General features: G+C 65.7%; 11 protein-coding genes. 7 read left to right on the top strand and 4 right to left on the bottom strand.

All coding sequences use genetic code 11. The features are described from left to right. The first annotated feature begins 1 nt into the window (after position 1). From THIMADRAFT_RS12900 to THIMADRAFT_RS12870, 7 genes are all read left to right on the top strand, one after another. The gene (locus THIMADRAFT_RS12900; RefSeq protein ID WP_007193491.1) at positions 2 to 352 is read left to right on the top strand and encodes a hydrogenase maturation nickel metallochaperone HypA/HybF; all 351 of its coding nucleotides are present in this window, start codon (positions 2 to 4) and stop codon (positions 350 to 352) included. A gap of 333 nt (positions 353 to 685) precedes the next feature. Beyond that, on the top strand, positions 686 to 1,606 hold the full coding sequence (gene hypB, locus THIMADRAFT_RS12895) for a hydrogenase nickel incorporation protein HypB (RefSeq protein ID WP_007193490.1): 921 nt from the start codon (positions 686 to 688) through the stop codon (positions 1,604 to 1,606). A 124-nt stretch (positions 1,607 to 1,730) separates the two neighbouring features. Continuing rightward, positions 1,731 to 2,243: a hypothetical protein gene (locus THIMADRAFT_RS12890; protein WP_007193489.1), complete on the top strand. Its 513-nt coding sequence runs from the start codon at positions 1,731 to 1,733 to the stop codon at positions 2,241 to 2,243. A 129-nt stretch (positions 2,244 to 2,372) separates the two neighbouring features. Next, positions 2,373 to 2,846 carry a DUF302 domain-containing protein gene (locus tag THIMADRAFT_RS12885; protein WP_007193488.1) on the top strand — a complete coding sequence of 158 codons (474 nt, stop codon included), beginning with the start codon at positions 2,373 to 2,375 and terminating at the stop codon, positions 2,844 to 2,846. 8 nt (positions 2,847 to 2,854) lie between these two features. Beyond that, positions 2,855 to 4,972: a glycosyltransferase gene (locus THIMADRAFT_RS12880; protein ID WP_007193487.1), complete on the top strand. Its 2,118-nt coding sequence runs from the start codon at positions 2,855 to 2,857 to the stop codon at positions 4,970 to 4,972. Next, complete coding sequence (locus THIMADRAFT_RS12875) at positions 4,969 to 5,886, top strand: glycosyltransferase family 2 protein (protein ID WP_007193486.1); 918 nt, start codon at positions 4,969 to 4,971, stop codon at positions 5,884 to 5,886. Before THIMADRAFT_RS12880 ends, THIMADRAFT_RS12875 begins: the two co-directional genes overlap by 4 nt. 2 nt (positions 5,887 to 5,888) lie before the next feature. Beyond that, positions 5,889 to 6,941, top strand: coding sequence for an NAD-dependent epimerase/dehydratase family protein (locus tag THIMADRAFT_RS12870; RefSeq protein ID WP_007193485.1), 1,053 nt, complete (start codon positions 5,889 to 5,891; stop codon positions 6,939 to 6,941). A gap of 66 nt (positions 6,942 to 7,007) precedes the next feature. Here THIMADRAFT_RS12870 and THIMADRAFT_RS12865 read toward each other — a convergent pair whose 3' ends face one another. The 4 genes from THIMADRAFT_RS12865 to THIMADRAFT_RS26665 all read right to left on the bottom strand — a co-directional run bounded on the left by THIMADRAFT_RS12865 (position 7,008) and on the right by THIMADRAFT_RS26665 (position 14,423). Continuing rightward, on the bottom strand, positions 7,008 to 9,392 hold the full coding sequence (locus tag THIMADRAFT_RS12865; RefSeq protein WP_007193484.1) for a DUF1631 domain-containing protein: 2,385 nt from the start codon (positions 9,390 to 9,392) through the stop codon (positions 7,008 to 7,010). Between the two features lie 376 nt (positions 9,393 to 9,768). Further along, complete coding sequence (locus tag THIMADRAFT_RS12860) at positions 9,769 to 11,448, bottom strand: cation:proton antiporter (RefSeq protein WP_007193483.1); 1,680 nt, start codon at positions 11,446 to 11,448, stop codon at positions 9,769 to 9,771. Positions 11,449 to 11,493: 45 nt separating this feature from the next. Then, a complete protein-coding gene (locus tag THIMADRAFT_RS12855) occupies positions 11,494 to 14,229 on the bottom strand; it encodes a cation-transporting P-type ATPase (protein ID WP_007193482.1) in 2,736 nt (911 codons plus the stop codon). After that, positions 14,229 to 14,423 (bottom strand): hypothetical protein, encoded by a 195-nt coding sequence (locus THIMADRAFT_RS26665; RefSeq protein WP_139052821.1) that lies wholly within the window; start codon positions 14,421 to 14,423, stop codon positions 14,229 to 14,231. Before THIMADRAFT_RS26665 ends, THIMADRAFT_RS12855 begins: the two co-directional genes overlap by 1 nt. Positions 14,424 to 14,616: the final 193 nt, after the last annotated feature.

Genomic DNA, 14,616 nt, shown 5'->3' with positions numbered 1-14,616 from the left:
CATGCATGAGCTTTCCATCTGTCAGGCCCTGCTCGACCAGGTCGAGCGGATCGCCACCGAGCACGGAGCGAGCGGGGTCGAGCGCATCCTGCTGCGGGTCGGCCCGCTCTCGGGTGTCGAGGGATCCTTGCTCCGGCATGCCTATCCGCTGGCCGCGGCTGGAACCATTGCGGAGACCGCCGAGCTCGTCATCGAGGCCGCCCCGGTGCGCGTCGCCTGCGGCGACTGCGGGGCGGAGTCGCACGCCACACCGAACCGGCTGCTGTGCGGGGCCTGCGGGAGCTACAAGACACGGCTGGTGAGCGGGGACGAGCTGTTGTTGGCGAATCTAGAGCTGACCATCCCGGACTAAACCTAAACCGCGTGTTTGCGGTTATCCGGATCGTTTGACCTGAATCTTGGCCTCGCATGAACCCAAGGCGTCGACGCTGCGCGGTTTAGGATAAAAAAATCTTTCTAAAACGCGCCACCCACTAAGGTCTTAGACTGGTTTCGAGGCAAGCCCAGACCGATCAGCGCGCATAACATGCTTGACGCGTTTTAGAGGCGTACACTCGGGTTTCTGCGCTCGCCCGGAACGGCGATGCGCGACGAATCCGGAGTCGGCCTCGCTTGATGTCGAGATCCGAATGCCCCGGCCCCACCCGGACAGCGAGGCGGGGCGGTGTCTATGGAGCCATCACTCATGTGCGATACCTGCGGATGCAATATCACCCCCGGCAACGAGCACCTGGTCCGGGCAGACGGCAAGCACGCCAAGACCGCCGACGGCCGTGCGGCGGTGACCGTGCTCCAAGCGCTGCTCTCGGAGAACGATCACGAGGCGGCCCACAATCGGGAGCATTTCGATCGTCATCAGGTGCTGGCGTTGAATCTCATGTCCTCGCCCGGGGCCGGCAAAACGAGCCTGCTCGAGCGCACCATCGACGCCCTTGCCGGTCAGATCCGTATCGCCGTGATCGAGGGCGATCTCGAGACCGAGAACGATGCCGAGCGTATCCGCGCCAAGGGTGTCCCGGCGGTGCAGATCGCAACCGGAAGCGCCTGCCATCTGGATGCCCACATGGTGCATGATGCCCTGCATCGGCTGGATCTCAACGAGGTCGACATCCTCTTCATCGAGAACGTCGGCAATCTGGTCTGCCCGGCCAGCTTCGATCTCGGGCAGCACCGCAATGTCACGCTCCTGTCGGTACCGGAGGGCGACGACAAGCCGGCAAAATATCCGGTCATGTTCCGCGCGGCGGACCTGGTGCTCTGCACCAAGTCGGATCTGCTGAACGTCCTACCCGAGTTCTCGGTCGAGCGCGCGGAGCACCATCTGCGTCAGCTGGCGAGCGTGGTGCCGTTCGAGTCGGTCTCCACACGCGGCGAGGGCGACATCGAGCCATGGCTGAATTGGTTGAGCGACGAGCTCGCGGCCCAGCGCTCGCGCCTCGAGCTCGGGCGGACCATTCGCCCCTCGGTTCAACCGGACGGGGCTCGGCTGCATGGTCATGCGGCCGACGGGCATATCCACGACCATCATGGACATGACCACACCCATCATCACGACCATGAGCACGCCCATGCGCACCATCACACCCACGCCAATGAGCGGGACTGAGCCTATTGCGACGCCTTGCCGTTGGGTGTAATTAGTGGCCGGGTCGCCGTCGACTGACCGCGACCCGCGAAGATTTCCGAATGCGCGACACGAGAGAAATCACACCAACCCCGGAGGAACCCCGATGCCGATCAAACCGATCAGGACCCTGTCCGTCGTTTCACTCGCCACGCTGGCTGCGCTGACCGTCTATGCCCCGGTCAGCCAAGCCTTCAACTTCGGCAACATGATGAACCCGAGCCGCTGGATGGGCGGCGACCGTTACGACGACTACGACGAGGGCTATTACGACGGCCCTTACGGCGGACCGGGTTTTGGCTATCCCTATGGCGGTGGTTATGCACCCGGCTACGGAGCCCCCGGATATCCGGCACCCGGCTACGGTGCACCTGTCCCCGGCTATGCCGCACCCGGCTACCCGGTCGCACCAGCCGCTGTCCCGGGGGTTGCGCCTGCTCCGGCCCAGGCACCTTCCGCGAGCGCAGCACCCGTCGACAGCGCCGAGGTCCAGGCGCTCAAGCGACGTGTCGAGGAGCTCGAGGCGGCGCAACAGCAGCAGCGTCCCGCTCCGCCGGCAGCACCGCCTGCAGGTGATTGGCCGTCCGCACCGGCCTTCCGCCCGATGAACCAATACTGACGCATCGTCGATCCGACGCCTTGTCGGTCATCACCCCGCCGCTCGGCGGGGTTTTACGTCTCGCGCGGGACGCGGTTTCGGTCCGTGATCGGCGTTGCGAGACGGCCCATCAAGAGAGGATTCAGACGCATGTTCAAACTCAAGCACAGCCTCGCCGGAGTGCTGCTGGCCGGCGGGCTGCTGTCCCAAGCCGCCCTCGGCGGCGGCTACGCCGTCTACACCAGTGACTCGGCGTTCGCAGACGTGCTCGAAGGGCTCAAGATGGCGATCCAAGAGCGCGGCATGTACATCAACAACGTGATGAACATGGGTGAGATGCTCGAACGTACCGGCAAGGATCTCGGCATGGATACCGCGCTCTACGACGAGGCCGAGTCCATCGAGTTCTGCAGCGCCGTGCTGTCTCGCGAGATGATCACCGAGAACCCGGCCCATGTGGTGAATTGCCCCTTCATCATCGCGGTCTATACACTGCCCGAGGAGACCGGGACGACCTATGTCGCCCACCGCGAGATCCCGGCCGATCAGGTTGAATCCAGCCCGGCGATGGCCAAGGTCGCGGACATGCTCGAAGGGATCTCCGAGGCCGCCGTCTCCTGGTAGATGGTAGGATGACGGCCGTCGGATCGACTGCCGGAACGCACGCCCTGGACATCATCCTCCGCTATTTCCCCCGCGCCCTCCATGTCCTGCGCACGGAGGGCGTCTCCGTTCTGCTGCGCAAGCTCAAGCGCCGCCTCGGCACCACGCCGCTGCGTGTGGCCGATCCGCCGCGTCTGCTGAAACTCGCAGAGCCCTTCGACCCGGTCGACCTGACGCCGAGCGGTGCGCCCCTGGTCTCGGTGGTGATCCCGGTCCACAACCAGTTCGGCTATACACACCACTGTCTCGCCGCGCTGGCCCGCGTCGGCGCCCGGCGGGCCTTCGAGGTGATCGTGGTCGACGATTGCTCGAACGACGGGACCGCCGAGCGACTCGCACGCTACCCCGGTCTGCGCCTGATCCGAAACCTCGAGAATCTGGGGTTCGTCGGATCCTGCAATCGCGGGGCCGAGGCAGGGCAGGGTGCCTATCTGGTCTTTCTCAACAACGACACCCAGGTCCAACCCGACTGGCTGGATGCGTTGATCGACACCTTCGAGGATGCGCCGGACGCCGGCATCGTCGGCAGCCGCCTGCTCTATCCGGACGGCCGGCAGCAGGAGGCCGGGGCTCTCCTCTTTTCCGACGGCACGGCCTGGAACTACGGGCATCTGGACGCCCCGGACAAACCCCGATACAGCTATCGACGCGCCGTCGACTATTGCTCGGGCGCCGCACTCGCGATCGAGACCTCGCTCTTCAGGCGTCTCGGCGGATTCGACAGCGCATTCGCACCCGCCTATTACGAGGATGCCGATCTGGCCTTCCGCGTGCGCGCGGCCGGACGCACGGTCTACTACCAGCCGCTGTCCCGCGTCGTGCACTTCGAGGGGATCAGTGCCGGGCGCGACGAGCAGACCCAGACGGGGTTGAAGCGCTATCAACGAATCAATGCCGAGACCTTCAGAACACGTTGGGCCGAGGTCTTGGCCGGCTTCGGCGAACGCGGCGAGGATCTGGAGCGGGCGAAGGAGCGCGGCGTGCGACGCCGGGCCCTGGTGATCGACAACTACATGGTCACCCCGGATCGCGAGTCCGGCTCGGTGCGGATGCTGAATCTATTCCGCATCCTGCAAGGGCTCGGCTTCAAGGTCACCTTTGCGGCCGCCAATCTGGAGGCACCCGAGCCCTATGTCGCCGACCTGCAGCGCATCGGCGTGGAGGTGCTCTACCGCCCCTACGTGCGCCGGATCCGCGACCACCTGGCGAGCCACGGCAGCGACTACGACCTGGTGATCCTGAGCCGTGCCGATGCGGCAGCGGCCACACTCGACGCCGCCCGGACCCATTGCACCAAGGCGCGTATCGTCTTCGATACGGTCGATCTACACTTCCTGCGGGAGCGCCGACTCGCACAGCTGCAACACAATCGCGCAACCCTGCGTGTCGCCGAGCGGCGCAAGGCGCAGGAGCTCGACCTCATGCGCCGCGCCGATATGACCTTCGTGGTGAGCGAGGCCGAGCGCGACATCCTGGCCGTCGAGGCGCCGGATGTCAGGGTCCATGTCGTTTCCAACATCTACCGGGTCTTCGGCTCGGCCAAGCCCTTCGAGGCGCGCGGAGGCATCCTCTTCATCGGCGCATTCGCACACCCTCCGAATACGGACGCCGTCCTCTTTCTCTGTCGCGAGATCATGCCCTTGCTGCGCGAGCGGGTGCCGGACATCCGGCTCACCGTCATCGGCGCGGATCCGCCGCGCGAGGTTCTCGCCTGTGCCGGTTCGAACATCGAGATCGCGGGGCATGTCCCGGATGTCGAACCCTTCTTCGCCGCGTGCCGTGTCTCGGTCGCGCCTCTGCGTTACGGCGCCGGCGTGAAGGGCAAGATCAATCAGAGCCTCGCCCACGGGGTTCCCGTCGTTGCGACCCGCGTCGCCGGGGAGGGCATGCACCTGGTCGACGGCGAATCTGTCTTGATCGCGGACGATGCGCCCGCCTTCGCGGAGGCGATTGCACGGCTCGATCGGGATCCACTGCTCTGGCAACGGCTGTCCGACGGAGGTATCCGGGTGATGGAGACCCATTTCGGCTTCGCCGCCGCAGAGCAGGCGCTGCGCGAGGCGCTCGAACCGGAGGCCGGCACGTGAGCACGGACGCATCAGTCCCCGCCGTCAGCGTGATCGTCGTCAACTACAACGCCGGCGAGCTGCTGAGCGAATGCGTCGGTGCAGTGCTCGGATCGGATGTGGCGGTCGAGGTCGTCGTGAGCGACAACGGTTCGGACGACCGGAGCCTCGAACGTCTCCGCGGGGCGTTTGGGGCAGCTCCGCGACTGCGCATCCTCGAGAACCGGGCCAATCTGGGCTTCGCCGCAGCGAACAATCGTGCCTTGCCGCTGGTCCGGGCCGATCGCCTGCTGTTCCTGAACCCGGACTGTCTGGTCGGCCGCGACACCCTGCCGCGGATGCTCGCCTTCATGGACAGCCGCCCGGATGTCGGGATGGCCGGCTGCATCGTGCGCAACCCGGACGGGAGCGAGCAGGTCGCCAGCCGCCGGGCGATCCCGGATCCCTGGATCGCGCTCAAGCGCATCCTGCGGCTCGATCGACTCCTGCCCCATCGGGGCGGACGCCGCCTAAACCTGCATCAGGAGCCGTTGCCGACCGAGCCGGTCGATGTCGAGGCAATCTCCGGCTCCTTCATGCTGGTCAGCCGGCGTGCGCTCGACGCGGTCGGACCGCTCGACGAGGGCTATTTCCTGCACTGCGAGGATCTCGACTGGTTCGTGCGGTTTCGACAGGCCGGTTGGACGATCGCCCTCGTCCCGGATGTCGACGTGATCCATCACAAGGGGGCATGCAGCCGACGCAACCCTCTGCTGGTCGAGCGCCACAAGCATCGCGGGATGGAGCGCTTTTATCGCAAATTCCAGGCACGAGAGTATCCGATGCTCTTCAATGGGTTGGTCATCTTCGGCATTCGGGCCCATCTTTGGGGCCGGGTCCTGATCGACTCCCTGGGCCGGATGTGCACTCGCGCCGGACCGGGGAAGGCGGACTGACGATGGACCAAGACGTCAACGCGCCGCTCGGCTCGATCCTGGTCACCGGGGCAACCGGCAAGGTGGGCCGACGGCTAGTCGCGGAGCTGCTCGGAACCGGTCACCGGGTGGCGATCGTGACGCGATCCTCGGATGCGGCGCGGACACTCTGGCAAGCCCAAGGACCGGGGCCAGGTCCCGAAATCCGTGCCGCCGACCTGACCGATTCGTCGAGCCTCGGATCGGTCTGCGACGGCATCGACACCCTGTTCCATCTCGCGAGCTATTCGCCGCGTCCCGACGAGCCGGACATCTACGAGGCAGCGTCGCACTGGCCTGTCACTGCCGAAGGCACAGCCAACCTGATGGCCCGGGTTGAGCATTCCGCAATTCGACGTGTCATTTATCTCAGCAGCATCAAGGCGATGGGCGATCGAGCCGGCGCACTCGGTCGACCTGCCGACGAGTCGAGCATCCCGGCGCCCGACAGCCTTTACGGTCGCGCCAAGCTGGCCGCCGAGCGCAGCGTTCTCGAGCTCGGAAAGACGACCGGACGACACGCCACGGTTCTGCGGCCGCCCATGGTCTATGGACTCGGGGACAGCGGCAACATCGCCCGCATGGTCAAGGCGGTCGCCGCGGGGCGCTTCCCGCCTTGGCCTCGGATCGAGAATCACCGCGCCGCGATCCATGTCGAGGACGCCGTCGCGGCCGCGATCCTGGTGGCCCGGCATCCGGAGACGGCCGGCGAGGTCTACCTGGTCACCGACGGCCGAGACTATTCCACCCGTTGGCTCTACGAGCAAAGCCTGATCGCACTCGGTCGGCCCGTGCCGCGCTGGAGCATCCCGCTTCCGGTCCTGCGCCTCGCGGCCGGCATCGGTACGTTGGGCGAGCGTCTGACCCGACGGCGTATGCCGCTGACCCTGGACGGGCTCGGCAAGCTCACCGGTGACGCCTGGTTCTCGTCGGCGAAGCTGGAGCGCGATCTGCGATTTCGCGCGCGCCGGACACTGGAGACCGAGATCCCGCGTCTGGCGAGAGCACTGGCCCAAGTGTCGGACGCCGGGACCTGATAGACCCGTTGCGAACGCAGAGGCACGCGCGGCCGGGCCCCGCGAGACAGGCAGCTTGAGAGGCCGTCAGGCGGGATCGCTCGTCTCGGGCATGACCTGCTCAAGCACTTGGGCCACCGCACGATCCGTCAAGGGATCCTGACTCAAGACCCGGGCCGTACCCTTGCGCAGATGACCGGCAAGACTGGTCGTGGCCAGGGTCAAGGCGTTGTCGCCCTGGCGATTGGTAAAGAGATAGACCCCCCGATATTTGCTGACCCAGCCGAGCCGCAAGGTCTTTCGCGTTCCCCGAAAACTCTGAAACTCCACCCAATCGCCGACTTCGAGCGAACGAGCAAGCAGCAGGTATTGGTCCGGCGGCCCCGTCTCGTCGGACGTCGGTGTCGAATCCTCGCCCTGCGCCATGTCCTCGGCGAATTCGGGCGCACTCGCAGCGCCCGCCGTCTGCAACAACTCAGGCGCGGAGGTGGCGAAGGCGTCTTGATTGAACATCGGGTCGGAGGTTTGCTCGGGTGGCGGTTCCTTGTGCAGGGCGCCCATGTGGAGCCGGATCAAGCGGTCGAAGAAGGGATCCCACGCCTCCTCGAGATGGACGGTTTCCAGTCCCCGGCGCAGCCGCTTGAGGAGATCCGGGAGTGCCGTGAGGAGGCGGCTGCGCTCTTGCGCCGTATCTTTGGGCTTGACGCTCCAGATCAGGTCGTCCATGGTCGCCAGCGCTTCGCGCCACGGCTCGCCGGAATCACCGAAGCGGACAAAGACGTCCACCAGCACCCGACGCCAAAACCGATCGAAAAACGACGCAACCAGGACGGGGAGCACGGAGTCGGTGGTCCGGGTCGCCAACTCCTCGCCGACTCGCGAGGCCGCAATCTCCTGGCGATCGCGTTGCTCGAGCTGATCGAAGACACGCTGCGACTTGCTTTGCGCGTGCTCCTCTTCCTCGCGCAGGAACTCTTCGAGCTTGTAGGTTTGAACCGCGAAGACGTTCAGGTCCGCGTCGAACCCATCGACGACCGCATCGACGATTTCACGGACCTTGTCGACGAGACGGGGCTCGTCCTTCTCGTTGCGCCCGATTCCGGAGCTCGCCACCACGTCGAGCAACCGACGAGCGGGGTGCCTGCGATCGGAGAAGAAGGACTTGTCGACCAACGCAACCTTGAGCACCGGGATCTGCAGCTTCGCCAACTCCGCGCGCACGGTCGCCGAGAGCTCGGGGTCGTTGAAGATGGCATCGAACAGCCGCGCGACGATGTCGATGGTCATGGCATCGAGCGGTCGCGACCACATCATCATGGGTGCGGCGCGAATCTGCTGCAGGACATCGCCGCGCCTCGGATCGATGTTCGCGGATTTCAGGCCGGGAATCTGCCGAAAATCCGTGAAGCCTCGCTGGAGCGCGTTCAACGCATCGATCAGCTGGGTGAGGCCGAACGCCGGTGTTTCCTGACCGCCGGGTTTGGGGCCACCCTTGGCCGCACCCGGCGCAGGCTGCGTCCGGGCGATACGTCCGCGGCTGGCGGTCTGGATCGCTCGGGCCAGCTGGCCGAAGACGTCGTCGTTCGCAAGGCGTGGAAGACGCTCCGAATCCATCCGTGTTTCGTTGCGGCCGCCCTGGTCGGCAACCCCCTGTTCTTCCTGCGCGAGCAATCCCGAATCCTCGGACGGCTCGAAACCCGCCCATCCCGACATCCCGCCGACACCGCCTCCGGGCTGGTCGGGGGGCTCGCTGCGCGGAGCCGACAGGGGCCCAGCCAACGGGATGGTCGGGAGCACGCCGGACTGCACGAGAAAACGATTCAGGTCCGCATAGACGCCGGGAAGCTCGACGGAGGTCTGACGCTCGAACTCGTGCAGAAGGATCAGCGCAAGCTGCTCGCGCACATCCAAGTCGTTTAGGGCCTGAAGCATGGCACTGAAGACGGTGCGCGGATACAGCGGATTGTCGTCCTGGCTGATCCGCGGCACGTGCAGCAGCGCGGCAAGTCTGCGGTCCAGCCCCGTGAGCTGCTGCGAGCAATTGCATGCCGCGCGGGCCGAGAGTTTGCCGATAGCCAGATCGCGCTCGAAATCGTCGGTATCCACGAGCCGCAGCTCGTCGGTCTCGTGCATCACGGTCGCGGACTCTTTCGACTGCAAGGCCGCTACGCTCGCATCGAAGCAGGCGACATAGGCACTGCGGAACTGCTGCAAGAGCTGTTGCCCGCGGTTGTCGAGGAAATCCATCGCCGAGAAATAGAGCTGCTGTTGCTCGAGGCTGGTCGCACGGTCGGCCATGCCGAGAAAATCCTCGCTCGCGCCGCCGAGATGCTGTGCGAACACGGTCGCCAGACCGTGCGCAAGGCGGTCGCGGCAGCCGGTCAGCAGTGCGGCCGCATCCGTCGGTGTCAGACCGGCGACGACGTCCGGCATCTCGGGCGGGGGAGGGGAGGAGGCAATGGTATCGGCCATGGATGCAGGTCTCGCGTATTCGGCGCCGACGTCTCGACGTCCGAGTGGCCCTGCGCCGCGTCGGCCGGCGGCCGGCAAGGGGGGGGGCGGGCCCCACGTGCGAGGACGAATCCCAAGCGTTGCACGGACCCGGCCCGGCTTCAAGTATAGGCTAGGGGTGGAGCGGACGCCGTCCTGTTCTCGCCCGATGAAGCCTTTAACTCTTCCGCAACGAACCTACTGATTTCATTGATCGAGAAACTCCGTACAAACCATCGGCGTCCTCTTCGCCGGTTTCAGCCGTCTCCCCGATGCCGTTCGGCCGCCTCTACACAGGCATTGATTCTTTCCTCGTCCGTGCTCGGACATCCGCTGCGCATCCTCCGGTTGGAAATGATCAGTCTTTTCGGTCTACGGCATCATCGGACCACGACCCCTCCCGGCTGCGCCGGATCATGCCTGCCAAGGTCTCTACGGCGAAGTCCACTGCGTTGTGCATCGGGTAAATGACCATCGGGACCCCGAGCCGCTTGAGTGTCAGGCCGTCCTCGTCGGCGCGGGCGACGATGGCGAGCTCCCGGGAGTAGTGATGGCTGCGCAGCGCCTGCAACAGGCCACGATTGGAGGCGATGTCCGGCAGGGTACTGACAACCCAGGCGCACGAGGCCAGCGGCAGGGATTCCAGTAATTCGGCCTCGGTGGCATCGCCGTAGCGCACCGCGAGACCCTTGCCGCGCCAGGCTCGGGCCGACTCGGGGTCAAAGTCCACCCCGACCACCGCCAGTCCGGCCGCCTCCAGCCCTTGGGCCAAGCGACCGCCGTAGCGGCCGAGCCCGAACACGATCACGTCCGCGGGCCGGGTCGATCCGACCTCTTGCTCGGCAGCCAGCTCCCGCTGGGGATTGCGTCGCTCGAACAGCCCCAGCCACGGAGCTAGGCGCTCGTAGAGGGGATGGGAATAGATGATCATGTAGGTGGAAACGGCAATGGTGGTCACGCCCACCAGGGTGACCAGGCCCAGGGCCTGCGTGCCGACATGGCCGAGGCTGATGCCCATGGCGATGAAGATGATGGAGAACTCGCTGATCTGGGCCACCGTGAGTCCGGCCAGGAAGCCGGTGCGCTTGCGGTAGCCCATGTAGCCCATGATCGACATGACGATGAGTGGATTGCCGATCAGAACGAACAGGGACAGCACCACGGCCGGCCAGAGCTCGCCGCCGAGGACGGAGAAATCCAACTTGGCGCCCAAGTCGATGAAGAAGAACAGAAGCAGGAAATCGCGGATGCCGGTGAGCCGGGCGCTAATGGCGTCCCTGTAGCTTGTGGACGCCAGGGAAAAGCCTGCCAGGAAAGCCCCGGCCTCCTTCGAGAAGCCGGCCCACTCACCGAGGGCCGCCAAGCCGACGCCCCAGGCGATGGCGAATATCATGAGCAGTTCTTGGGAGCGCGCCATCAGGGCGACCGCCCGCGGCAGCACATGGCGCATCAGCAGATACAGGGCAGCGGCCGCCAACACCACCCGCCAGAGCAGAGAGACCATCACCTCCGTCGGGGAGTCGCCACCGCCGCCCAGGGCGCTCACGACCATCATGGCCAGCACCACGGCCAGGTCCTGCACGATCAGGAAACCGACCGCGATGCGGCCGTGCAGGGCGTCGATCTCGCGCTTGTCCGACAGCAGCTTGACGATGATGATGGTGCTGGAGAAGGTCAGCGCCACCGACACGTACAGGGCCTCAAGCGGGGTCCGGCCCAGGAGCAGGACCAGACCGAAGCCGACGACGATGGTGAAGCCTAATTGACCGAGACCGGTGGCCAGGGCCACCGGGCCGATGTGGCGAACATGGGCGAGATCCAGTTTCAGGCCGACCAGAAACAACAACACAGCAATGCCCATCTGCGCGAGCAGATCGATCTGGTCATGAGCGGAGACGAAGCCGAACACCGCCGGTCCGACGACTATGCCCACCACGATGTAGGCGATGAGCACCGGCTGGCGCAGCCGCAGCGCCACCGCCCCTGCGGCGGTGGCAATGATGAGCAGCAGGGCGAGCTCACTGAAATGTTCCTGCATGATCGGTTCTCGTCCGGGATAGGATGTCGGTGCCCGGGCATCCGGTCAGTCGCGTATCGGTGTCGTATCGTCCCCCGCAACATCTGCCGACGCGCGGACATCCTTGCTCAGACGCAGGCGCAGACGCTTCTCCAGCTCGATGATCACGAACAGGACGACCCCCACCGCCAGGATGAGCAGGGCGTCCCTCGACGGAATCGCCTCGGTCTCGAAAACCCCCTGCATCGGCGGCAGGTAGGTGATGGCGATCTGCCCGACGACGACCAGAGCGATGGCAAACCAAAGCACCCGGGTGCCGCGCAATCGCCTCCAGCCGAGCTTCGGGCTGTGCATGTTGCGGATGAACAGGAGATGGAAGATCTCCATCGTCACCAGGGTATTCATGGCGATGGTGCGGGCCAGATCGATGGAATAGCCCTGCTCCACCGCGTAAAGGTAGATGCCGAACACGCCGCCCAAGAACAGCGCGGCCACCAGCACGATATGCCAGATCAGATCGCCGGACAGCAGCGGCTCGCCGCGGGGGCGTGGCGGGCGGTCCATGATGTCGTTCTCGCTGGGCTCGAAGGCCAGAGCGATGCCCAGGGTCACGGCCGTGATCATATTCACCCACAGGATCTGCACCGGGGTGATGGGCAGGGTCAACCCCAACAGCAGGGCGAGGATGATGGTGGATGCCTCGCCGGCATTGGTGGGCAGGGTCCAGCTGATGACCTTCTTGATGTTCGCGTACACCGTGCGCCCCTCGCGCACGGCGGCTGTGATGGAGGCGAAGTTGTCGTCCGCCAGCACCAGCTCGGAGGCCTCCTTGGCCGCCTCGCTGCCCTTTCGGCCCATGGCGATACCCGCGTCCGCGCGTTTCAGCGCCGGGGCGTCGTTGACCCCGTCGCCGGTCATGGCCACGGTCAGTCCGTGGGCCTGCAGCGCCATCACCAGCCGCAGCTTGTGTTCCGGACTGGTGCGTGCGAACACGTCGGTGTCCAGCACCCGCTCGGCCAATTGGACGTCATCGAGCCGGTCCAGGTCGATGCCGGTCAGCACCTTGTCCGGGTTGTCCAGACCGAGCTGGCGGCCGATGGCCGCCGCAGTGGTGGCGTGGTCGCCGGTGATCATCTTGACCCGGATCCCGGCGGAACGGCACTCGGAGACGGCTGCCACGGCCTCGTCCCGCGGTGGATCGATGAGACCGACCATGCCGAGCAAGGTCAGGAAACCGTCGATGTCCTCATGCTCCAGCACCGTGTGCCCGGCAGGCATGGGTCTCGCCGCCAGGGCCAACACGCGCTGGCCCTCGGCGGCGATCGCCTCCGCGCGCGCCAGCCAGTCTTCGCGGTCCAGGGACGCCGCAGCGCCGGCCTCTCCCCTCTGCTCGCGGCACATGGCCAGGATCGTCTCCGGGGCGCCCTTGACGAACACGCGCCCGCTGCCCTCATGGTCGTGGTTCAGGGTGGCCATGAAGCGGTGGCTGGAATCGAACGGGATGACGTCCGTGCGCGCCCACCGGCCACGGATCTCGCCTCGGTCAAGCCCGGCCCTGGCGGCGAATGCCAGCAGGGCACCTTCCATGGGGTCTCCCTCGACGAGCCATCGGCCTTCCCGATTTTGCAGCTCGGCGTCGTTGCACAAGACGGCCGCCAGCGCCAGATCTTCGAGGGGCGAATGCTCCGGGGGCGTCACGGCCCCGCCGCCCGAGGTGAAGCGGCCGGCGGGCTCGTAGCCGGTGCCATCCACCCGGTACAGGTGGCGCGGGCCGAGCACGCTGGCCACGCTCATCTCGTTGCGGGTGAGGGTGCCGGTCTTATCCGAGCAGATGACCGACACAGATCCGAGGGTCTCGATGGCCGGCAGGCGGCGCACGATGGCGTTGCGCCGGGCCATCGCCTGTACACCAACCGCCAGGGTGATGGTTAGAACCGCCGGCAGCCCCTCGGGGATTGCCGCGACCGAGAGACCGACCACGGCCATGAACAGTTCGGCGAAGGGAAGCTCCAGTACCAGGTAACCAAAGCCGAGGAGCAGCCCCGCCACCGCGAGGATGAAGGCGGTTAGCCATTTGGCGAACACCGCCATCTGCTGCACCAGGGGGGTGGTCAGGGCCTCCACCCCGGCCAGAAGATCGCTGATGCGCCCGATCTCGGTGTGCGCGCCTGTCGCCACCACCACACCCATTCCCTGGCCGCTGGTCACGGTAGTGCCGCTGAAGGCCATGCACTTGCGGTCGCCGAGGGCCGAATCGGCCGCCACCGGATCGGTGTGCTTGTCCACGGCGATGGACTCGCCAGTGAGAATCGCCTCCTGGATCGTCAGACCGTGCACCTTGACCAGACGCAGGTCTGCGGGCACTTTGTCGCCGGCTTCCATCAGCACCAGGTCCCCGGGAACGACGGCCTCGCCGTCAACCACCCGGCGCACACCCTCGCGGAGTACCGAGGCGCGCGGGGCCAGCATCCTGCGGATGGCGTCCATGGCCTTTTCCGCCTTGCCTTCCTGCACGTAGCCGATCAGGGCGTTGATCAGCACCACGGCCAAAATCACCCCCGTATCCACCCAATGTGCCAATAGGGTGGTGATCGCAGCGGCGCCCAGCAGCACGTAGATCAGGATATTGTGGAACTGGGCCAGGAACCGTCTCAACGGGCTCGGTCGGCACGGCTCCGGGAGCTTGTTTGACCCGTATTCGGCAAGCCGGCGGTCAGCCTCGTCGGCCTGGAGGCCACTCATGTGGCTATGGAGCGAGGAAAGAACGTCCTCTACGCTCTCTTCATGCCAGTTTTTCATCATCAAAGTCCGCTTTGGAGGATGCGCGCCCACTCCCGCGCTCCGGAGTCGCTCGGCAAGACGAAAAAGAGATCATTTGCCGCGCTAAGAATAGGGACATTGAAGCGCGACCATGGGTTCACGCCCTTGAATCGGTTTTCCGGTTTGATTGATCGTCTTTTTCGCTGCGCGCCCATGTTCGCGAAGAGAACAGGCATCTCGCGATCCGCGTGGAGGGACACTTCTGCCGCAGACTCCGAGAACCGGGGCTTCACCCCGGGACCCGAGGAGCCGGCCCACGAAGTCGCGTCGCGGCAGTCGGTCGTTGCCGGAAGCAAACAGCGAAGCGCGAAGGCTTGATTGATCCGCGAAGGGTCGTCGGCATGCGCCCGGCCTCAGGATCCCGGGTGA

It is taken from the genome of Thiocapsa marina 5811, assembly GCF_000223985.1.
Classification (GTDB): domain Bacteria; phylum Pseudomonadota; class Gammaproteobacteria; order Chromatiales; family Chromatiaceae; genus Thiocapsa; species Thiocapsa marina.
The sequence above is the reverse complement of the archived record's forward strand: the minus strand, read 5'-3'. Positions and strand labels throughout refer to the sequence as shown.